This is a genomic window from Pseudomonas marginalis (assembly GCF_008692035.1).
Classification (GTDB): domain Bacteria; phylum Pseudomonadota; class Gammaproteobacteria; order Pseudomonadales; family Pseudomonadaceae; genus Aquipseudomonas; species Aquipseudomonas marginalis.
In genome coordinates, this window is record NZ_VTFG01000001.1 from 2,241,143 (window position 1) to 2,263,071 (window position 21,929).

General features: G+C 64.6%; 9 protein-coding genes. 5 read left to right on the forward strand and 4 right to left on the reverse strand.

Annotated features, from left to right (window positions below):
- Positions 1 to 10: 10 nt before the first annotated feature.
- Positions 11 to 12,907 (reverse strand): non-ribosomal peptide synthetase, encoded by a 12,897-nt coding sequence (locus FX984_RS10450; protein ID WP_146476709.1) that lies wholly within the window; start codon positions 12,905 to 12,907, stop codon positions 11 to 13.
- 51 nt (positions 12,908 to 12,958) lie between these two features.
- Positions 12,959 to 13,711 (reverse strand): thioesterase II family protein, encoded by a 753-nt coding sequence (locus FX984_RS10455; RefSeq protein ID WP_027603896.1) that lies wholly within the window; start codon positions 13,709 to 13,711, stop codon positions 12,959 to 12,961.
- 302 nt (positions 13,712 to 14,013) lie between these two features.
- On the opposite strand from FX984_RS10455, the gene FX984_RS10460 reads away from it, so the two are divergent.
- The gene (locus tag FX984_RS10460) at positions 14,014 to 14,565 is read left to right on the forward strand and encodes an RNA polymerase factor sigma-70 (protein ID WP_027603895.1); all 552 of its coding nucleotides are present in this window, start codon (positions 14,014 to 14,016) and stop codon (positions 14,563 to 14,565) included.
- A gap of 2 nt (positions 14,566 to 14,567) precedes the next feature.
- Here FX984_RS10460 and FX984_RS10465 read toward each other — a convergent pair whose 3' ends face one another.
- Together FX984_RS10465 and FX984_RS10470 are read right to left on the reverse strand one after the other, a co-directional pair.
- A complete protein-coding gene (locus FX984_RS10465; protein ID WP_051429302.1) occupies positions 14,568 to 15,356 on the reverse strand; it encodes a substrate-binding periplasmic protein in 789 nt (262 codons plus the stop codon).
- 93 nt (positions 15,357 to 15,449) lie between these two features.
- Positions 15,450 to 16,073, reverse strand: coding sequence for a TetR/AcrR family transcriptional regulator (locus FX984_RS10470; RefSeq protein ID WP_027603893.1), 624 nt, complete (start codon positions 16,071 to 16,073; stop codon positions 15,450 to 15,452).
- A gap of 153 nt (positions 16,074 to 16,226) precedes the next feature.
- On the opposite strand from FX984_RS10470, the gene FX984_RS10475 reads away from it, so the two are divergent.
- From FX984_RS10475 to FX984_RS10490, 4 genes are all read left to right on the forward strand, one after another.
- Positions 16,227 to 18,005: an acyclic terpene utilization AtuA family protein gene (locus FX984_RS10475; protein ID WP_146476710.1), complete on the forward strand. Its 1,779-nt coding sequence runs from the start codon at positions 16,227 to 16,229 to the stop codon at positions 18,003 to 18,005.
- A 101-nt stretch (positions 18,006 to 18,106) separates the two neighbouring features.
- A complete protein-coding gene (locus FX984_RS10480) occupies positions 18,107 to 19,723 on the forward strand; it encodes an acyl-CoA carboxylase subunit beta (protein WP_092355157.1) in 1,617 nt (538 codons plus the stop codon).
- A 16-nt stretch (positions 19,724 to 19,739) separates the two neighbouring features.
- Entirely contained in the window at positions 19,740 to 20,897 is a 1,158-nt protein-coding gene (gene atuD / locus FX984_RS10485; RefSeq protein WP_092355160.1) for a citronellyl-CoA dehydrogenase, read from the forward strand.
- Positions 20,894 to 21,655, forward strand: coding sequence for an enoyl-CoA hydratase/isomerase family protein (locus tag FX984_RS10490; RefSeq protein WP_146476711.1), 762 nt, complete (start codon positions 20,894 to 20,896; stop codon positions 21,653 to 21,655). The genes atuD and FX984_RS10490 overlap by 4 nt, the downstream gene beginning before the upstream one ends.
- Positions 21,656 to 21,929 lie beyond the last annotated feature (274 nt).

Below are 21,929 nucleotides of genomic sequence, written 5' to 3' on the forward strand. Positions count from 1 at the left end.
ACAGCGAAGATCAGAGCCCCTCCAACTCCGCCATCAAATCACTCAACCGATCCACCTTCTCCGCACTGATCTCATTGGCCGCCAGCCCCTCGATGTACGCGGCCAACTCCGCCACCGTGCTGCATTCGAACATCGCCCGCAGCGGCACATCCCGCTGCAGGGTCTTCTGCACGCGCGAGGCAATCTGCGTGGCCAGCAACGAGTGGCCGCCCAGTTCGAAGAAGTTGTCCTGCACGCCGACCCTGTCGACTTTCAGCACCTCGGCCCAGATCGCGGCCAAGGTGTTTTCCAGTTCGTTGCGTGGCGCCAGGTAGTCCTGGCTGTGCAACTGGCCGATCTCCAGTTCCGGCAGGGCCTTGCGGTCGAGTTTGCCGTTGGCGTTGAGCGGCAGGCGCTCGAGCCATAGCCAGTGCAGCGGCACCATATACTCCGGCAGTTCGGCGCGCAGGCGTTGCTTGATGCGGTCCAGGCGTTCGCCCGGATTCAGCCTCTCATCGGCGGCCACCAGGTAACCCACCAGATGCTTGCCGTTGACGCCTTCCTGCACGCCCACTGCCGCGTCGCGCACTAGCGGTTGTTCGTGCAGGCGCGCTTCGATTTCACCCAGCTCGATGCGGTAACCGCGAATCTTCACCTGATGGTCGATACGCCCGACGTACTCCAGCACGCCATCGCTGCGCCGCCGTGCCAGGTCGCCGGTGCGGTACAGGCGCTCGCCCGGTGCACCGAACGGGTTGGGCACAAACACCTGGGCGGTGCGCAGCGGATCGCTGACATACCCGCGGCCCACCCCGGTGCCGGCCACGCACAGCTCACCGACCGCCCCTTGGGGCACCAATTCCAGCGCACCATCCACCACGTACAAACGGTTATTGTCCGTCGGCGTACCAATCGGCAGGTAAGTGCCACGGGTGGACGCCAGGTCGACGCGGAAGAACGCCACATCGTCCGAACATTCCGCCGGGCCGTAGGCGTTGACCAGGCCGATCTCCGGGTAACGCAACAACCACTGGTGCGCCAGCTCCGGCGGCATCGCTTCACCGGTCGGCAGCATCCAGCGCAAACCGTCCAGGCTGATGCGATCCTGGGCCAGCATGCCCTGGATCAGCGACGGCACGCTTTCCAACACGGTGATGCCGTGTGCCTGCACATGGGCCAGCAAGCCCTGCGGATCGTGGGCGATGCTGTTCGGCACGATATCCACCCGTGCACCGAACAGCGGCGCGGCGAGGAATTGCCATACGGAAATATCGAAGCTTTGCGAGGCGGTCTGGGCGATCACATCCGCTGGCGTCAGGTCCATATACGGCACCTTGCTCAATTGGTTATTGAGCATGCCGCGCTGTTCGACCATCACACCTTTGGGCAAGCCGGTGGAGCCCGAGGTGTAGATCACATAGGCAAGGTTATCCGGGCCGCTGTAGATGCCAGGATTTTCCCCACGGGCAGGCACGTCCTCCCACACCAGCAACTGGCAGTCGACGCCGTCCAGCAGCTCGATGGCCTGCTCGCGGCACGCTTCGGTGCAGACCAGCAACGGTGTGCGACTCAGGTCGATGATGCGGCTCAGGCGCTGGCTCGGCAGGCCCGGGTCCAACGGCAGGTAACCGGCACCGGCCTTGAAGCTGCCGATGATCATGCCCAGCAGGTCGAGGTTACGCTCGGCCAGCAACGCCACGGGTTGGTCCAGGCCGACGCCCGCCGCAATCAGTGCATGACCCAGGCCGTTACTGCGCCGGTTCAGCTCGTCATAGGTCCATTGCCGGTCCAGGCAACGGGCGGCGATGCGCTGCGGATGCGCGCTCACCTGGGCTTCGAACAGCTCGATATAGCTGCGTTCCAGCGGGTAGGCGTGTTCGCTCTGGTTGCAGCCGTCCAACAGGAACGCGCGCTCCTGTTCGCCCATCAGTGGCAGGTCGGCCATGTCGCCATGGAAGCCCTGCACCAGCGCCAGCAGCAGGCGCTTGAACTCGCCGAGCATGCCTTGCACGGTGGTTTCGTCGAAGTAACGCTGGTCGTAGGACAGGTGCAGGCCGAGGTCATCCCCCGGGTAGCACACGGCGGTCAGCGGGAAATTGGTGTGGGTGCGGCCGGAGTCCGAGGTGGCATTCAGGCTGTGGGCGCGGTCCAGCACCGAGACTTCCACCGGGGCGTTTTCGAACACGAACAGGCTGTCGAACAGCGGCTGGCCCTTGGGCAGTTCGCTGTGTTCCTGGATCGTCACCAGCGGCAGGTATTCGTACTCGCGCAGTTGCATATTGCTGTCGAGCAACGCGTTCAACCACTGGCGTACGCTGCAACGCTGGTCGTCCTCGGGCAGCTTCACCCGCAGCGCAATGCTGTTGATAAACAGGCCGACGGTGCGTTGCATCTCGGGCATTTCTACCGGGCGCCCGGCCACGGTGACGCCGAACAGCACGTCACGCTCGCCGCTCAAGCGTCGCAGCACCAAGGCCCAGGCCGCCTGGGCGAAGGTATTGACGGTGAGTTGATGGGCCTGGGCCAGTTCGCGCAGTTGCGCACCGTCACGGGGGTCGAGGCGGGTGTAGCAGTCACCCACCACCATGCCGCCACTGTGGCCGGCATGTTCGCGCAGGAACGGCCGGTCGCTCGGGATCGGCGTGGTGCGCTCGAACCCTTGCAGGTTCTGCTGCCACCACTGGCGTGCTTCGGCCAGGTTCTGGCGTTGCAGCCAGGCGATGTAGTCGCGGTAGCGCGGCGGCGTGGCCAGCTGCGCTTCACGACCTTCGCCGAGGGCCATGTAGATATCGAAGAAGTCATTCATCAACAGCGAGCGGCACCAGGCATCGATCAGGATGTGGTGGTTGCTCATCATGAACCAGTAGCGCGCTTCACCGACGCGGATCAGGCGCAGGTGGAACGGTGCCTGGTTGAGCAGATCGAAACCGGCTTCGCGCTCGGCCTTGAGCAGCGCTTGCAGGCGCGGTTCCTGTTCACTTTCCTGGTCGGCACTCCAATCCAGGTACTCGATCGGCGTGCTGCCCGGCTTGTGGATCACTTGCAGCATGTCTTCGCCGACGTTCCAGCAGAACGAGGCGCGCAAGGCTTCGTGGCGGGCGATCACCGCTTGCCAGGCCTGGGCGAAACGCTCGGGGTCCAGAGCGCTGTTGATGCGGTAGCGGTCCTGCATGTAATAAAGGCCGGTGCCCGGCTCGAGCAGGGTGTGCAGCAGCAGGCCTTCTTGCATCGGGGTCAGCGGATACACGTCTTCGATGGCGCCGGCCGGTACCGGCAAGCTGTCGAGCTGCGACTGGCTCAAGTGCGCCAGGGGGAAGTCGGACGGCGTGAGGCCGCCGGCGTTGTCCTCCAGGCAATGGGCGACCAACGCTTGCAGTTCGGCCAGGTAGGCCTGCGCCAGGTCCTGGATGACCTGTGGGTCGTGGCGTTCGCGGCTGAAGGTCCAGCGCAGCACCAGTTCGCCGCCGTACACCTGGCTGTCCACGCTCAGTTCGTTGGGCAGCGGCGCATCCGGGTCATGGGCCAGGCCCGCCGATTCGTCCAATGGGTGGAACAGTGCATCGGCGCCGAAGCTTTGATCGAACTGGCCAAGGTAGTTAAAGGTGATCTGCGCACTCGGCAAGGCGGCCATGCTCTGTTTGCACAGGTCATCGGCGAGGTAACGCAGCACGCCATAGCCCAACCCTTTATGGGGCACCGCACGCAGCTGTTCCTTGATCGCCTTGATCGAGTCGCCCTGCCCGGTTTGCGGGGTCAGGCGCAGTGGATAAGCGCTGGTGAACCAGCCGACGCTGCGGGTCAGGTCGATGTCGTCGAACAGGCTTTCGCGGCCATGGCCTTCGAGCTGGATCAGCGCCGCCCCGTGCCCGCTCCAGCGGCACAGCACACGGGCCAGGGCGGTCAGCAGCAGGTCGTTGACCTGGGTGCGGTAGGCGCTCGGCGCCTGTTGCAGCAACTGGCGCGTGTGTTCGGCATCCAGGCGCACGCTGACGGTGTCGGCATCGCGGTTGCGCCGCGAACCGTGCGGGTGGGCCACAGGCAATGCCGCGTCAGGGCCGGCCAACCGGTCCTGCCACAGGCTCAGCTCTTCACGCAGGGATTCGCTGCCGGCATACGCCTGCAAGCGCGCGGCCCAATCGCGCAGGGCACTGGTCTTGGCCGGCAGGCTGACGGACTGGCCATCGCTGAGCTGGCGGTAAACGTTTTGCAGGTCTTCGAGCAACACGCGCCACGACACACCGTCCACCACCAGGTGATGGATCGCGATCAGCAAGCGTTGCTGGCCTTGAGGGCCATCCACCAGCAAGGCGCGCACCAGCGGGCCGTGCTCCAGGTCGAGGCTGCGCTGGGTGTCGGTGAACAGCGCGGTGCACTGTTGCATGTCGCGCACTTGCGCCTGCATCAGCACGCCGCCTTTCGGCACGGCCAAGTGTTCGGCATGCCATTGCGCATCGCGCCGGGTGAAACTCAGGCGCAGGGCGTCGTGGTGCTCGAGTACCGCCAGCAACGCTTGCTCCAGTCGATGAGGCTCGAGCAGTTGCAGCGGCTTGAGCACCAACGCCTGATTCCAGTGCTGGCGCGCGGGAATATCGGTGTCGAAGAACCAGTGCTGGATCGGTGTAAGGCCTGAAGCGCCGGTGAGCACGCCTTGCTCGGCGCTGACCTGCTCGGAGCGCGTGGCCACCCCGGCCAGTGTTTGCACGGTCTGGTGCTGGAACAGGTCGCGGGGGCTGAAGTGAATCCCCGCCTGCCGCGCGCGGCTGACCACCTGGATCGACAGGATCGAATCGCCGCCCAGTTCAAAGAAGTTATCGTCGAGACCGACCTGCTGCACGTTCAACACCGCGCACCAGATCGCCGCCAAGGTGCTTTCCAGCTCGTTGCGCGGCGCCACGTACTGTTGCCGATTGGCCTCGGGATCGGGTTGCGGCAGGGCGCGGCGGTCGAGCTTGCCGTTGGCGGTCAGCGGCATGCTGTCGAGTACGATCAGGTGCGCGGGCACCATGTAGTCCGGCAGTTGCGCCTTGAGATGAGCCTTGAGCGCCTCACGCAAGGTGCCGTGGTCGGCGTCGCTGACCAGGTACGCCACCAGTTGCCTGCCACTCGGCGAATCCAGCGCCAGCACCACCGCTTCGCGCACGGCTGCGTGTTCCAGCAGGCGGGTTTCGATCTCGCCCAGTTCGATCCGGAAACCGCGAATCTTCACCTGGTGGTCGATACGCCCCAGGTATTCCACCAGGCCATCGGCACGCTGGCGCACCAGGTCGCCGGTGCGATACAGGCGACCGCCCTGGCGGGCAAACGGGTCGGCGACAAACCGTTCGGCCGTCATCCCCGGACGTTCGTGGTAACCCTGGGCCAGACCGGCGCCGCCCACATACAACTCGCCGGTCGCGCCTTGCGGTACCAACGCCAGGTCGGCGTCGAGAATATAAGCCACGCGGTCGCCGATGATGCTACCGATCGGCACGCTGGCGGCGCCCTCTTCCAACTGCTGCGGCGCCAGGCTGGCCAGGGGCATCACCACGGTTTCGGTGGGCCCATAGGCATTGAAAAACACCTCGGGCTGGAACGCCGCACGGATACGCTGCAGGTGTTCGCCGGTCAGCGCTTCGCCGCCGGTGATGCACATGCGCACCGGCAAGGTCTGGTGCTGGGTTGCCAGCCACTGCGCCAACTGGCTGCCGTAGCTCGGGGTAAAACCGAGGATGTTGATGCGATGGGTACGGATCAGCCCGCAGATTTCCTCGGCATCCCACTGGCCCTGGGCGCGCAGGACCACCTGGGCACCGCTGAGCAGCGGCACCAGCAGACGCTCGGTGGCGGCGTCGAAGTTGATCGAATAGAAATGCAGCTCGCAATCGTCCGGGCGCATGCCGAAGCGCTCGATCACGGCCTGGCAATGCATGGCGATTTCACCGTGGGACACCACCACGCCCTTGGGTTTACCGGTGGAACCGGAGGTGTAGATCAGGTAGGCCTGATGTTGCGGCAAACTGATAAACGGCAGCTCGCCGGCCGGGTAATTGGCCAGCACCGGCAAGTCATCTTCCAGGCACCAGCAGGCCACGCTCGCCGGCAATTCGCCGAGGGCGTCGAACATCGCCGCATCGCTGAGCAGCAGGCCGATGCCGCTGTCTTCGATCATGTAGTGCAGGCGGTCCAGCGGGTATTCCGGGTCCAGCGGCACATAGGCGCCACCGGCCTTGAGGATCGCCAGCAGGCCGATGACCATTTCCAGCGAGCGCGGCAGCGCCAGGCCGACCCGCACCTGCGGGCCGACGCCGCGCTCGCGCAGCATCCAGGCCAGGCGGTTGGCGCGGGCGTCGAGTTCAGCGTAGGTGAGGGTCACACCGGCAAAGGTCAGCGCCGGGGCATCGCCACGCTTGAGCGCCTGCTGGCTGAACAGTTGCTGGAGGCACTGGTCGAGGCGATGCTCGCCCGCCTCCACGCCCAGGCTGTCCTGCAACGCGCGTTGCTCGGTGGCGCTCAGCAATGGCAATTCGCTGAGGCGTTGTTGCGGGTTGGCGATCAACGCTTCGAGCAGGTTGCGCCAATGCTCGGCCATGCGCGCGATGCGCGGTTCATCGAACAAATCGGTGCTGTAGGTCAGGCAGCAACCCAGGCGGTGGTCGAGGTCGGTGACTTCCAGGTTGAGGTCGAACTTGGTCGCGCGGGCATCGTTGGCCAGGTATTCGACGGTCATGCCGGCCAGTTGGCGGCTCTGCTGGAATTCCCAGCGCTGCACGTTGCACATCACCTGGAACAACGGGTTGTACGCCGCGCTGCGCGGCGGTTGCAGGGCTTCCACCAGGTGGTCGAACGGCAGGTCCTGATGGGACTGGCCTTCGATCACGGTGTGACGGACCTGCTCGAACAGCTCGGCGACACTCATCTGCCCCGTGAGCTGGCAACGCAGTACCTGGGTGTTGAGGAACGCGCCGATCAGCCCTTCGCTTTCCGGGCGAATGCGGTTGGCCACCGGCGCGCCGATACGCAGGTCGGTCTGGCCGCTGTAGCGATAGAGCAACACGGCCAGGGTGGCGGTCATGGTCATGAACAGGGTCAGGCCACGTTCGGCGTTGAAGGCACGCACACGGGCGGCCAGATCGTCGCTGAGGTCGAAGCGGTACAGCTCGCCCCGGTGACTTTGCACCGGTGGCCGTGGGCGGTCGCCGGGCAATTCGAGCAGTGGGTGTTCGTTGCCCAGTTGCGCGGTCCAGTAGTCCAATTGGCGTTGGCGTTCGCCGGACTCCAGCCACTGGCGTTGCCACACGCTGTAGTCCAGGTACTGCACCGGCAACGGTGCCAGCGGCGACAGGCGCTCATCGATAAAGGCTTCGTACAGCGCGCTGAGTTCACGGGCAAAAATATCCATGGCCCAGCCTTCGGTGACGATATGGTGCAGGGTCAGCACCAGGTAGTGCTCCCGCTCACCGGCCTTGACCAGGCACGCACGCAGCAGCGGCCCGGTTTCCAGGTTGAACGGGGTGTGCGCCTCGTGGTCGGCCAGTCGCTGCAAACGCTGCTCGCGCTCGCCTTCGTTCAACGCCGACATATCCTGCCAGTCCATGCGCAGGCCGGTCTGCGCCGACACCTTTTGATAGGCCACGCCGTCGACACTCGGGAATGTAGTGCGCAGGGTTTCGTGGCGCATGACCAAGGCCTGCAACGCCGCCTCGAAACGCCCCACATCCAGCACGCCACGCAGGCGTGCCATGCCGCCGACGTTGTAGGCCGGGCTGTCCGGTTCCATCTGCCAGAGGAACCACATGCGCTGCTGGGAATACGACAACGGCACCGGCAGGCTGCGGTCGACGGTGGCGATTGCGGTTTGCTGGTTGCGTTGGCCGCTGGCCTGGATCAGGCCGACTTGCTCGGCAAACGCCCCCAGCTCGCTGGCCTCGAACAAGGTGCGCAACGGCAACTCGACGTCGCACGCCTGGCGGGTGCGGGAGATGATTTGCGTGGCCAGCAGCGAGTGGCCGCCGAGGGCGAAAAAGTCATCGCGCAGGCCGATTGCTGCCAAGCCGAGCACTTCGCGCCAGATCGCTGCAATCTGCTGCTGCAAGGGTGTTTCGGGCTCGATGTGTTCGCGGGTTTGCCACACCGGCGCCGGCAATGCGCGACGGTCGAGCTTGCCGCTGGGGCTCAGGGGCATCGCGTCCAGGCGCATCAGTTGCGCGGGCACCATGTACTCCGGCAGCTCGGCGGCCAGGGCGGCTTTGACGTCCTGTTCGTCCAAGGCGGCATGGGCGGTGTAGTAACCGATCAACTGCGCATCGCGCACCAGCACCACGGCCTGGGCGACACCGTCCAGGGCCAGCAGGCGCGCTTCGATTTCTTCCGGTTCCACCCGGAAACCGCGCAGCTTGACCTGCTGGTCGAGACGGCCGAGGTATTCGAGCACGCCATCCGCACTCCAGCGTGCACGGTCACCGCTGCGATACAGGCGCGCGCCCGCCTCGCCCAGCGGGTCGGCGACAAAGCGCTCGGCGGTCAAGCCGGCACGCCCAAGGTAACCACGGGCCAGGCCGATACCGCCGATGCACAGTTCACCCGGCACACCGGCCGGCAACGGGTTGAGCTGCTCGTCCAGCACGCGGCAGATCACATTGCCCAGTGGTCGGCCAATCGGCGAACGCTCGCCATCGTCAGCAGTGCAATGCCAGTGGGTGACGTTGATCGCCGTCTCGGTCGGGCCATAACGGTTGTGCAATTGCACCGCCGGCAACTGCGCCAATACGCGATTGCGCAACTCGGCGGGCAAGGCTTCGCCACCGGAGAACAGGCGACGCAGGCTGGTGCACTCGGGCACCAGCGGTTCGTCGATAAACAGCTGCAACAGCGGCGGGACGAAGTGCAGCGTGGTCACGCCATACGCCTGCACCAACTGCGCGATGCGGTGCGGATCGCGGTGCTCGCCAGGACCGGCCAGCACCAGGCGGCAGCCGGTGATCAGCGGCCAGAAGCATTCCCACACCGACACGTCGAAACTGATCGGCGCCTTTTGCATCAGCACGTCGCTGTCATTGAGTTGATAGGTGGCCTGCATCCACTGCAAGCGCTCGGCCAGGGCCGCATGGGTATTGCCCACGCCCTTGGGCTGGCCGGTGGAGCCGGAGGTGTAGATCACATAGGCGAGGTTGTCGCCATCGAGGTGCAGGCCGGGCGGCTGGGTCGGCCAGCTGTCGAGGTGCAGGCTGTCCATGGCAATCACGCACACGCCTTCGGCACTCGGCACACGGTCCAGCAATGCGGTCTGGGTCAACAGCAGGTGCACGCCGCTGTCCTTGAGCATGTAGGCCAGGCGCTCGGCGGGGTAATCCGGGTCCAGCGGCACATAGGCGCCACCGGCCTTGATGATCGCCAGCAGGCCCACCAGCAACTGCGGCGAACGTTCGGCGGCGATGGCTACGCACACGTCCGGGCCGACGCCTTTGTCGCGCAGGTAATGGGCCAGGCGGTTGGCCTGGGTGTGCAGTTGGGCGAAGGTCAGGCTGCCGTCCTGCCAGACCAGCGCGGTGTTGTCCGAGGTGTGTTGATTGAGCAGTTCGGGCAACCATTGTTGAGCCGGTGCGCACGGCGCCTGGCTCCACGCTTGCTGTTCGTCCTGCGGCATCAGCTGGAGGTCACCGATGGCCTGTTGCGGCTGTTCGCACACGGCCTGCAGCAGGTGGATGAAGTGCGCGGCCAGGCGCTGGATGGTCGCGCTGTCGAACAGTTCGTCGGCGTAGTCGAAGGACAGGCTCAGGCGCCCGTTGCGGTCTTCTTCGCTGTGCAGCTGCAGGTCGAACTTGGCTTCGCGGCTGTGCCAGGGCAGCTCATCGGCGAGCATCCCCGGCAGGCGGCGCAAGGCGCTGAGGTCGCGCTGCTGGTGGTTGAACATGACCTGGAACAGGCCCTGTTCGCGGGCTTGCGGGAAGGCTTCCAACAGTTGCTCGAACGGCAGGTCCTGATGGGCCTGGGCGCCCAACGCAGTGTGGCGGGTGGCGGCCAGCAGCTCATTGAAAGGCAGGCGCCCGTCCAGCTCGGCACGCAGCACCAGGGTGTTGATAAAGAAGCCGATCAGGCCTTGGGTTTCCTGGCGCGGGCGGTTGGCGTTGGGCACGCCGATGCGGATATCGCGCTGGCCGCTGTAGCGGTAGAGCAGGGTCTGGAACGCCGCCAGCAACAGCATGAACGGCGTGGACTCGTGGGCCTGGGCGGTCTGGCGAATCGCTTCGCTGAGGCTGACACTCAGGCGCACACTATGGCGCGACGCACTGTGGCGTTGCCGGGCCGCACGCGGGTGGTCGGTGGCCAGGCTCAGGGTCGGGTGCTCGTCGCCCAACTGCGCTTTCCAGTACGCCAGTTGGCGCTGGCCTTCACCGTCGGCCAGCCATTGGCGCTGCCAGCTGCCGTAGTCGGCGTACTGCAAGGCCAGTGGCGGCAACGCCAGGGCCTGGCCCTGGCTTGCGGCGGCGTACAGGCGCGAGAACTCGTCGATGAGGATATTCAACGACCAGCCATCGGCGATGATGTGATGCAGGGTCACCAGCAACTGGTGATCGTCCTCGTCCAGGCGCACCAGGGTCACCCACAGCAGCGGGCCTTGTTCCAGGTCGAACAGGGTGCGGGCTTCGTCCTCACGGATCTGTTGCGCGCGGGCCTCACGCTCGGCGACGGGCAAGTCGCTGAGATCGATAACCTGCAGGTCGAAATCACTGTTGGCCTCCACACGCTGGAAGCCCTGGCCATCGCGCTCATAGAAGCGGGTGCGCAGGGCTTCGTGGCGCTGGATCAGGTACTGGAAGCTCGAGCGCAGCGCGTCTTCATCCAGCTCGCCACGCAAACGCAAGGCGCCAGGGATGGTGTAGGCGCTGCTCTGCGGGTCCAGTTGCCAGGTGATCCACAGGCGGTTCTGGGCCAGGGATTGGGGCAGTTCGTCCTGGCGCGACAACGGGCGGATCGCACCTTGGGCAATGCCGCCGTCCTGTTGCAGTTGCGCCACGCCGGCGGCGAACCCGGACAACGTCGGCGCCTCGAACAGCAGGCGCAGGTTCAGCTCCAGGCCGAGGGTTTCCCGCAGGCGCGCCACCACCTGGGTGGCGGTGATGGAGTTGCCGCCGAGCAGGAAGAAGTGGTCGTCGGCCGCCACCGTGGCGACCTGCAACTGCTCGCGCCAGATAGCGGCGATCCGGCTTTGCAATTCGGATTCCAGTGCAACAGTGCTCGCCTGGGCATGCAGATCGGGGAACTGCGCGTAGCAGTCGAGGCTGCCGTCGGCCTGCCGAAGCGCGCACGCCGCACGCTGCACCTTGCCGCTGGAGGTCTTGGGCAAGCCGCCGGGATTGAGCAATACCACCACGCACGGCGCCTCTTGATAGGCCTCGGCCACCGCCTGGCGGATGGCTTTGATCAACGCTTCAGGCGGTAGGATCTTCTGCACGCTGCGGCTGATTTCCGCGGCGATGCCGATGCCTTCCAGGCCGTTGTCATTCACCGCAAACGCCGCGACCCGGCCCTTGCGCACCACTTCCACTTCGCGCTCGATGGTCTGCTCGATGTCCTGGGGGTAGAGGTTATGGCCGCGCACGATCAGCAGGTCTTTCAGGCGACCGGTGATGTACACCTCGCCCTCGCGGATAAAGCCCAGGTCACCGGTGCGCAGCCAGGTGCGGCCGGCATGCTGCACGAAGGTCTTGGCACTGGCTTTCGGGTTGCGCCAGTAGCCGTGGGCGATGCTCGGGCCGCTGGCCCAGAGTTCGCCGACGCAGTTGTCGGCGAGCTCGCTCAGTGTGTGCGGGTCGGCGATCAGCACCGCGTGCTCCGGCTGGGAGGTGCCGCAACTCATGATCGCACTGCCCTGCCCCGGCTCGGCGCGGTTGGCGGCCAGGGCCTGCTCGTCAATGCGCAGCGCCGGGATGCCATGGCCACGCCGGCCGCCGGCGACAAACAGGGTGGCTTCGGCCAGGCCGTAGGAGGCGAAGAAACTATCCGAGGTAAACCCGCAGGCGGCGAACTTCTCGGCGAAGCGCTCGAGGGTGTCGAGGCGGATCGGTTCGGAGCCGGAATAGGCCACGCGCCAGTTGCTCAAGTCCAGGCGTTCCAGGGCCGACTCACTGACCCGCTCGCTGCACAGGCGGTAGGCGAAATCCGGCCCGCCGCTGATGGTGCCGCGGTATTCGCTGATCGCTTCAAGCCAGCGCAATGGCCGGCCGAGGAAATAGGCCGGCGACATCAACACGCACGGCACGCCGCTGAAAATCGGTTGCAGCAGGCCGCCGATCAGGCCCATGTCGTGGTACAGCGGCAGCCAGCTGACGATCACGTCGTCAGGGTTCAGGTCGATGCCAAAGCCGCGCCGGATCAGCACTTCGTTGGCCACCAGGTTGCCGTGGCTGACTTGCACGCCCTTGGGCAACGCGGTGGAGCCGGAGGTGTATTGCAGGAAGGCGATGTCGTCGGGATGCAGGTCGGGGGCATTCCAGGCGCTGGCGATCTGTGCGTCGAGGGTGTCGACACTCAGCACCGGCGGCGCGTTTTCGATCTGCGCGAGGCCCTCGGCCAGGCTGGCGATGGTCAGCAACAGGCGCGGTTCGGCGTCACCGATAATCGACAGCAAGCGCTCCTGGTGATGACGGCGGGTGGACTCCGGCGGGTAGGCCGGCACCGCGATCACCCCGGCGTACAGGCAGCCGAAGAACGCCGCGACGTAGTCCGGGCCACTGGGGAACAGCAGCACCGCACGGTCGCCCTGTGCCGCATTGGCCTGGAGGGCGGCGGCGATGGTGCGGGCGCGTTGGTCCAGGTCACGGTAACTGAGTACCACGTTGTGCTCGGCCGACTCGGCGAGGAAGCGCAGGGCGACCTGGTCCGGGGCCTGGGCGGCGCGACGTTGAAGGGACTCGACCAGGGTGCGGGGAAGTTCGAAGGCGTCCATCATGGGGTTCCTGCCTGAAATCGGCTTGCGGGAAATTCGGGAATGGGAGAGCGATCAGCCGGCGGCCAGTTGCCGCGCCGCGCCATTGCGCCAGCGGGCCAGGTGTTCGTCGGCATAGCGCCGCACGCAGCGCAATACGGCGCTTTCGTGCTGGATAAGGAAGAAGTGGTGGCCGTCGAACATGTCCAGGGAAAAACCGCTGGCGGCATCGAGCTGCCAGTCGAGCAACTGGTCGGCGCGCACGCTGTCCTGCTTGCCGCCGAACACATGGATCGGCAGGTCCAGCGGCTTGCGCTCGCCGTAGGTGAAGCTGCCGCACAGCAGGAAGTCGGCGCGCAGGATCGGCAGCATCAACTGCATCAGCTCGGGATTGGCCAGGGCTTCTTCGGCAGTGCCTTGCAGTTCGCGCAGGCGGGCGATCAGTTGCGCGTCGGTCTTTTCGATGGCGTATTCGCTGACATCGCGGCGGGCCGGGCCGGCCGTGCCGGAGGCGAACAGCGCCAGCGGCGCAGGGACATTCCGTGCGTTTAACGCGTGGGCCAATTCAAAGGCCAGCAGGCCGCCGAGGCTATGGCCGAACAACGCATAAGGGCCGCTCAAGTCGCGACTGATTTCCTCCGCGAGCTGCGCCGCCAAGGCCTTGATATCGCGCTGCAGGGGCTCGTCCATGCGCATGCCCCGCCCAGGCAATTCCAGCGGGCACACCTGCAGCCACTCCGGCAACGTGCGGCGCCAACGCGCGTAAACCATGGCGCTGGCGCCCGAATAGGGCAGGCAGAACAGGCGCAGTCGAGTCGGCGTAGTCATCCCGCGGCGACTCCAAACTGAAACACGCTGTGTGCACGATAAAAACCCATGTCGTCCTCCTGCGGGTGCTGATCCTTGGCCGCTTGACTAACGGCCCTGTCACCCAGAAGAACGGACGGCACCGGCAAATAATTAGTCGCCGGGTACCTGCGAGACGTGGTTCACACCTAACAAGAAAGCATAAGATTAGTTCGTCTTCTCATTTGACAATCATTATCATTCAGAATAATTTGTTGCCCGATGTGTAGGAGGCCTCAGCAAGGACGCCCTCCCCTAACCTCTTTTGCGACAAGGTGATTTCCATGACGGAACAAGTATCCACAGGCAGGTGCGACTCACCGCTTCTCCAGGCATTTGTCGACAATCGACTGATTCTGGTGAAGATTGCGGCACGTATTACCGGGTGCCGCTCCCGTGCCGAAGATGTAGTGCAGGACGCCTACTTCCGCCTGCAATCGGCGCCGACGATCACGTCATCGTTCAAGGCCCAACTGAGTTATCTGTTCCAGATCGTGCGCAACCTGGCGATCGATCACTACCGCAAGCAGGCCCTGGAACTCAAATATTCCGGGACGGAAGAGGAAGGCTTGAATGTGGTCATTCACGGCGCTTCACCGGAAACCTCCCACATCAATTTCAACACCCTGGAAAACATCGCCGACGCCCTGACTGAGTTGCCCCAGCGCACCCGCTATGCGTTCGAGATGTACCGCCTGCACGGTGTGCCGCAAAAGGACATTGCCAAGGAGCTCGGGGTTTCACCGACGTTAGTGAACTTCATGATTCGCGATGCGCTGGTGCACTGCCGCAAGGTGTCCGGCAACCATAGCGATACGTTTGCACGGCGGGTGTGACCTCAGGGTACCGCCATCACATCGATGCGGTACGGCTCGAAAATCTTCAGCATCTCGCCGCTGTCGCGCAAGCGCTTGAGCAACGCCGAAAACGCCTCGCCCGTGATCGGCGCCTTGGGCCGCAGCAACGCGTAGTGGTGATAGACCTGGTCGATGCGCTCCGAGACCAGGAACTGCCCGGCCATATCCGCATTGCGCACCATGAAGTCACTCAAGTACGAACGGGTTACCAAGGCGATGTCCGCACGCCCGCGCGCAACCATCAGCAGGTTGCTGTCATGGGAATAGGTCAAGGTGGCGTTGAAGTGCTCGGCCAAGTACTTGGGGTCGGGGTTGAAGTTGGCAAAGGCGTAGTGATAGCCGCTGAACACGGCCAGGCGTTTTCCGGCAAGGTCGGCGAAATAGTCCTGGCCTCGACCGGGCTCACGCTGGGCGACGAAGATTTCCGCATCTTCCAGGCCCATGTCGATGCTGGTGTGGGCAACCTTCTGCCAGCCCCAATCGGGATTTTCGAAGATGGCCATGTCGATACGGCCTTGTTCGAAATCACGAAAACGCCGAGGGATGGAGGTGGGTACCAGCACAAACTGGTAGTCGGTTTGCGAGGCGTTCAGGGCCTCCACCAATTGAGGCAACAGACCGGTGTCGGCGCCTTGCTCCGGGCGCACGGTGTAGGGCGGAAAATGCGCCGCGCCGATACGCACCAGTTGCGCAGCCGAAGCCGGCAACCACGCTGCGGTGCCGAGTGCCCATAAAGTAAGTCCTGCAGCCAACCGCCATGGCGATAACATCAAGGCACACACCGTTCAATACATCGATGTCGATAAGCTAGGCGTTTTTGTCCAGCTAGACAACTTTCCACCGGAAAATTAATAGCTTGCGCCTCAATCGGCCTTCAAAACCATCAACAAGGCTTCTTCGGCCAATTGCTCCAGGGTCAGGTTGCCCTCGGCGCGAAACCAGGTGGTGGTCCAGGACAAGGCTCCGGTGAGGAAGCGTCGCGCAATAAACACATCGCCCTTGATGTAACCCGCCGCCTTGGCCTCGCCCAACACCTGCAGCCAAATGTCTTCGTACACATCACGCAGCGCCAGCACCTGGGCCTGGGCGTCGGTCGACAGCGAACGCCATTCATACACCAGCACCGCCATGGCCTCGCCGCTGCCACCCATGATCGACTGCAATTCGCAGCGAATCAGCGCCAGCACACGTTCGCGTACGGTGCTCGCCTCCTCGAGCGAGGCGCGCATCAAGGCGGTGTTGTAGTGGATGGTTTCCTCCATCACCGCGCGCAGGATCTCGTCCTTGCTCTTGAAGTGATGAAAGATACTGCCGGACTGGATGCCCACGGCACTGGCCAGGTCGCGCACGGTGGTGCGTTCAAAGCCCTTGTTGCGAAACAGGTGCGCCGCGGTTTGCAGCAACTTGCCCCGGGCACTGTCGGGGTCGGTCAATTGGCCGCCGTCGACCATGGTGCGCATCACCCGCAGGGCTTTGTGCTCATCCATGCTGCTCTCCTCTACTTCTACTGACGTCTTGGCCGGCAATTTAGGCCGTGCCAGTCACCCAAGCAAGCGCTTGGGCAAAACTTGTGACCGGAGTTTACAAACCAAGCGCTTGCTTGGTAGTCTCGTTGCCAGCCATTCGAGGAAGGATTTCTCATGAGCAAGACGGTTCGTATCGGCTGCGCCAGCGCCTTCTGGGGTGACACCTGCAGCGCGGCCGCGCAGTTGGTGCACGGCGGCAAGCTGGACTACCTGGTGTTCGACTACCTGGCGGAAGTCACGATGTCGATCCTCGCCGGTGCACGGATGAAAGATCCCCAGGCCGGCTACGCCACGGATTTCGTCGAGGTGCTCACACCGCTGCTGGCCGAGATCCAGCGCCAGGGCATCCGCGTGATCAGCAATGCCGGCGGCATCCACCCCCAGGCCTGCGCCGCCGCCCTGCAAGCTGCCTGCGATACAGCCCAGGTGCCGTTGAAAATCGCCGTGCTGCTGGGCGATGACCTGCAACCCCGGCTCAAGCACCTGCACGGCATCACCGACATGTTCAACGGCGCGCCGCTGCCCCCCCTGTGCGTCTCCGCCAATGCCTACCTCGGCGCACCGGGCATTGCCCAGGCGCTGCAACTGGGCGCGGACATCGTCATCACCGGCCGGGTGGTCGACAGCGCGGTGGTCAGCGCGGCACTGGTGCATGAATTCGGTTGGTCGTGGCAGGACTACGACCGCCTGGCCCAGGCCGCGTTGGCCGGGCATATCATCGAATGCGGCGCGCAGTGTACCGGCGGCAACTTCACCGACTGGCGCGACGTGCCCGACTACGAGCACATCGGCTTTCCCATCGTCGAAGTCAACGCCGAAGGCCAGTTCACGGTCAATAAAGTCGAGGGCAGCGGTGGCCTGATCAGCGAACTGAGCGTGGCCGAACAGCTGCTGTATGAAATCGGCGACCCACATGCGTATCTGCTGCCCGATGTGATCTGCGATTTCAGCCAGGTGAAGTTGCAGCAGCAAGGCAAAAACTGCGTACGCCTGCACGGCGCCAAGGGGTTGCCGCCAACGCACCAGTACAAGGTCAGCGCCACGTACCCGGAAGGCTTTCGCTGCACCGCCAGTTGCCTGATCGCCGGGATAGACGCGGTGGCCAAGGCCGAGCGGGTCAGCCAGGCGATCATCAACAAGACCTCGGAACTGTTCAGCCAGCGCGGCTGGGCGCCCTACACCGACGTAAATATCGAACTGCTGGGCAGCGAAGCGACGTATGGCCCCCGCGCCCTGCGCCACGACTGCCGCGAGGTGGTGGTCAAGCTGGCGGTGCGCCACCCGAGCAAGCCGGCCCTGGTGCTGTTCGCCCGCGAGATCGCCCAGGCGGCCACGGGCATGGCGCCGGGGCTGACCGGGATTGTCGGCGGGCGGCCGACGGTGTACCCGCTGATCCGCTTGTTCTCGTTCCTGATCGATAAGGCCGCCTGTGAGGTGGTAGTCGACTTCCAGGGCCAACGCCACGTCTGCACGCTGCCCATCGCCGACGCGCCGATCCTGCCTGCCGCCCCGATGGATCCGCCCCAGCCCCAAGGCCGCGCCGACGCCAGCGTGGCGTTGGTGAAACTCGCCGTGGCACGCTCCGGCGACAAGGGCAACCACAGCAATATCGGGGTCATCGCCCGCGCCCCCGAGTACCTGCCGTGGATTGCCGAAGCGCTGACGCCAGAGGTGCTCGTCGACTGGATGGGCCATGTGCTCGACCCCGTGCACGGCCGCGTTGAACGCTGGTATTTGCCCGGCAGCCACAGCCTCAATTTCCTGCTGGAAAACGCCCTGGGCGGCGGCGGCATCGCCAGCCTGCGCATCGACCCCCAGGGCAAGGCCTTCGCCCAGCAGCTGTTGGAAATCCCCATCGCTGTGCCGCAACACATCGCCGATCAACTCACGTAAAGGAGCATTGCCGTGGCCTTCGACTCGATCTTCAAAGCCGGCCTGTTCCAGGACCACACCGTGATCGTCAGCGGCCGCGACACAAGGCGGAGCAATAAACCATGCCGCTGATTGACAGCCTGATCGATCCCCACAGCCCGCAGTTCGCCCAGAACCGCGCCGCCATGCTGGAAGGCATCCAACACCTGCGCCAGTTGGAACAGACCCTGCTGGGCAAGGCCGAGGAGGCCAGGCCCAAGTTCGAAAAACGCGGCCAACTGCTGCCCCGCGAGCGCCTCAACCTGCTGCTGGACCCGGGCGCGCCGTTCCTGGAACTGGCGAGCCTGGCCGGCTACAAGCTGCATGATGACAAGGACGGCAGCGCCGCCGGCGGGGGGTTGATCGCCGGCATCGGCTACGTCAGCGGCGTGCGCATGCTGGTGGTGGCCAATAACAGCGCGATCAAGGGCGGCACCGTTTCGCCCTCCGGCCTGAAAAAATCCCTGCGCCTGCAACAGATCGCCATGGACAACAAACTACCGGTGGTGACCCTCGCCGAAAGCGGCGGCGCCAACCTCAACTATGCCGCGGAGATTTTCATCGAAGGCGCGCGCAGCTTTGCCAACCAGGCGCGCATGTCGGCCATGGGCTTGCCGCAGATCACCGTGGTGCACGGCTCGGCCACGGCGGGTGGCGCGTACCAGCCAGGACTGTCGGATTACGTGGTGGTGGTGCGCGGCAAGGCCAAGCTGTTCCTTGCCGGCCCGCCGCTGCTCAAGGCGGCGACCGGTGAAGTCGCCACCGATGAAGAATTGGGCGGTGCCGAAATGCATGCACAGATCGCCGGCACCGCCGAATACCTGGCGGAAAACGACGCCGATGGCGTGCGCATCGTGCGTGAAATCGTCAGCCTGTTGCCCTGGGATGAGCGCCTGCCGCTGGCGCCCAAACGCAATTACGCCGAGCCGCTGTACCCCATCGACGACCTGCTGGGGCTGATCCCCGCTGACCCGAAAAAGCCCTACGACGTGCGCGAGATCCTCGCGCGCCTGGCCGACGGTTCGCAGTTCCTCGAGTTCAAGGCAGCGTTCGACGCCCATACCGTCTGCGGCCATCTGCACATCCAGGGCCGCGCGGTCGGCGTGATCGGCAACAACGGCCCGATCACGCCCAAGGGCGCGAGCAAGGCGGCGCAGTTTATCCAGCTGTGTGACCAGAGCCGCACACCGCTGCTGTTCCTGCACAACACCACCGGCTTCATGGTGGGTACCGAAGCGGAGCAGCAAGGGGTGATCAAGCATGGCGCGAAGATGATCCAGGCGGTGGCCAACGCACGGGTGCCTAAACTCACGGTGGTGGTCGGTGGCTCCTACGGCGCCGGCAACTATGCAATGTGCGGTCGCGGCCTGGACCCACGTTTTATCTTCGCCTGGCCCAACAGCCGCACGGCGGTGATGGGCGGTGCCCAGGCGGGCAAGGTGCTGCGGATCGTCACCGAGGCCAAGCAGTTGAAAGACGGCCTGGTGCCGGATCCCAAGGTGCTGGACATGCTCGAACAGGTCACCGCGCAAAAACTCGACAGTCAGTCCACTGCCCTCTATGGCAGCGCGAACCTGTGGGATGACGGGCTGATAGACCCACGGGATACCCGTACCTTACTCGGCTTTCTGCTGGATATCTGTCACGAGGCCGACGTCCGCGAGTTGCAGCCCAACAGCTTCGGCATCGCGCGCTTCTAACCGGAGAACAAGAACAATGATCTTCACCCAGGAACATCAGGAACTGCGCCGCACCGTCCGTGCCTTCGTCGACCGCGAGATCAACCCCCATGTGGACGCATGGGAAAAAGCCGGGCGCTTCCCCATCCACGACATCTTCCGCAAGGCCGGCGACCTCGGCTTGCTGGGGATCTCCAAACCGGAACAATTCGGCGGCATGGGCCTGGACTACAGCTACTCGATCGTCGCCGCCGAAGAGTTCGGCACCATCCGCTGCGGCGGCATCCCCATGTCCATCGGCGTGCAGACCGATATGTGCACCCCCGCCCTCGCCCGCTTCGGTTCCGATGAATTGCGCGACGAATTCCTGCGCCCGGCTATCAGCGGCGAGCAGGTCGGTTGCATCGGCGTCTCGGAAACCGGCGCCGGCTCCGATGTGGCCGGGTTGAAAACCCATGCGCGCAAGGACGGCAGCGACTATGTGATCAACGGCAGCAAAATGTGGATCACCAACTCGCCCAGCGCCGACTTTATCTGCCTGTTGGCCAACACCTCCGACGACAAGCCGCATATCAACAAGTCGCTGATCCTGGTGCCGATGAACACCCCAGGGATCAGCGTCAGCCCGCCCCTGGAAAAACTCGGCATGCACAGCTCCGAGACCGCCCAGGTGTTCTTCGACGGCGTGCGCGTGCCCCAGCGCAATCGCATCGGCCATGAAGGCGCGGGTTTCATGATGCAGATGCTGCAGTTCCAGGAAGAACGCCTGTTTGGCGCGGCCAATATGATTAAGGGCCTGGAGTACTGCATCGACAGCACCGTCGAGTACTGCAAGGAGCGCCAGACCTTCGGCAAGGCGCTGATCGACAACCAGGTGATTCACTTCCGCCTGGCCGAACTGGCCACCGAAATCGAATGCCTGCGTGCACTGGTCTACCAGGCCACCGAGCAGTACATCAAGGGCCAGGACGTGACCCGCCTGGCCTCCATGGCCAAGCTCAAGGCCGGGCGCCTCGGCCGCGAAGTCAGCGACAGTTGCCTGCAATACTGGGGCGGCATGGGCTTCATGTGGGACAACCCGGTGGCCCGCGCCTATCGCGACGTGCGCCTGGTGTCGATTGGCGGCGGTGCCGATGAAATCATGCTGGGCATCATCTGCAAGTTGATGGGCACTTTGCCGGGGAAAAAGCCATGAATACCCTGCTGCTCGAACCCCACAACGGCGTGTTGCACATCACCCTCAACCGGCGCGAATGCCGCAATGCCATGAGCCTGGAAATGGTCAACGAACTGCGCGCGGTGCTGGCCGGGTTGGACAGCCAGGTGCGCGCCGTGGTGATCAGCGGCGCAGGCGGGCATTTTTGCGCCGGTGCCGATGTGAAGGACCTGGTCAGCGCCGGCGATCAATTGCAGGCCCTGAACCGGGCCTTCGGCACGTTGCTGCAAGCGGTGGAAGCCGTGTCGCCAGTGGTCATCGTGGTGCTGCAAGGCGCGGTGCTGGGCGGCGGGTTTGGCCTGGCCTGCGTGAGTGACATCGCGATTGCCGATCACCAGGCGCAGTTCGGTTTACCGGAGACCAGCCAGGGGTTGCTGCCGGCACAGATCGCACCGTTTGTGGTCAAGCGTATCGGCCTGACCCAGGCGCGGCGACTGGCGCTGACGGCGGCGCGGTTCGATGGGTTGGAAGCTCAACGGCTGGGGCTGGTGCACTTCACCGAGACCGATCCGCAGGCGTTGGCGGAGCGTCTGGATGAGGTGCTGGGGCAGGTGCTGCGCTGCGCCCCCGGCGCCAATGCGCGTACCAAGGCGCTGTTGCTGGCCAGCGTGGAGCAGCCCGTGGGGCCGCTGCTGGACCAGGCGGCACAGTGGTTTGCCGAGGCGGTGATCAGCGCGGAAGGGATCGAGGGGACGCAGGCGTTTGTGCAGAAGCGCAAGCCTGGGTGGTGCAAGTGACGCCCGCTGGGCATGGGTATCTACACAATTTTCTGTGGTCTGTGGCGAGGGCGCTTGCTGCCGTGGCGGCCTTCGGGCCGACCATGTCGTTGGCTTTGAGCGAGTACATATCCGTTGCTGCGGTAACGGCGGCTATTGGTTCCGCCCTTACGGCGGGTCACTTTGGAAAAGCCCCAAAGTAACCAAAGGGCTCTTGCCCCACCACTCGGTACCTCGCCTAGGCTCGGTATGCCCGAACGCAGGCTTGAATCCGTGGGCCGCCGTCATGGGCCAT

What these genes read in the sequence shown, in the direction of transcription:
- FX984_RS10490 (WP_146476711.1), top strand. Translation starts at nt 20,894, where the DNA reads ATGAATACCCTGCTGCTCGAACCCCACAACGGCGTGTTGCACATCACC.
- atuD (WP_092355160.1), top strand. Translation starts at nt 19,740, where the DNA reads ATGATCTTCACCCAGGAACATCAGGAACTGCGCCGCACCGTCCGTGCC.
- FX984_RS10475 (WP_146476710.1), top strand. Translation starts at nt 16,227, where the DNA reads ATGAGCAAGACGGTTCGTATCGGCTGCGCCAGCGCCTTCTGGGGTGAC.
- FX984_RS10450 (WP_146476709.1), bottom strand. Translation starts at nt 12,907, where the DNA reads ATGATGGACGCCTTCGAACTTCCCCGCACCCTGGTCGAGTCCCTTCAA.
- FX984_RS10455 (WP_027603896.1), bottom strand. Translation starts at nt 13,711, where the DNA reads ATGACTACGCCGACTCGACTGCGCCTGTTCTGCCTGCCCTATTCGGGC.
- FX984_RS10480 (WP_092355157.1), top strand. Translation starts at nt 18,107, where the DNA reads ATGCCGCTGATTGACAGCCTGATCGATCCCCACAGCCCGCAGTTCGCC.
- FX984_RS10465 (WP_051429302.1), bottom strand. Translation starts at nt 15,356, where the DNA reads ATGTTATCGCCATGGCGGTTGGCTGCAGGACTTACTTTATGGGCACTC.
- FX984_RS10460 (WP_027603895.1), top strand. Translation starts at nt 14,014, where the DNA reads ATGACGGAACAAGTATCCACAGGCAGGTGCGACTCACCGCTTCTCCAG.
- FX984_RS10470 (WP_027603893.1), bottom strand. Translation starts at nt 16,073, where the DNA reads ATGGATGAGCACAAAGCCCTGCGGGTGATGCGCACCATGGTCGACGGC.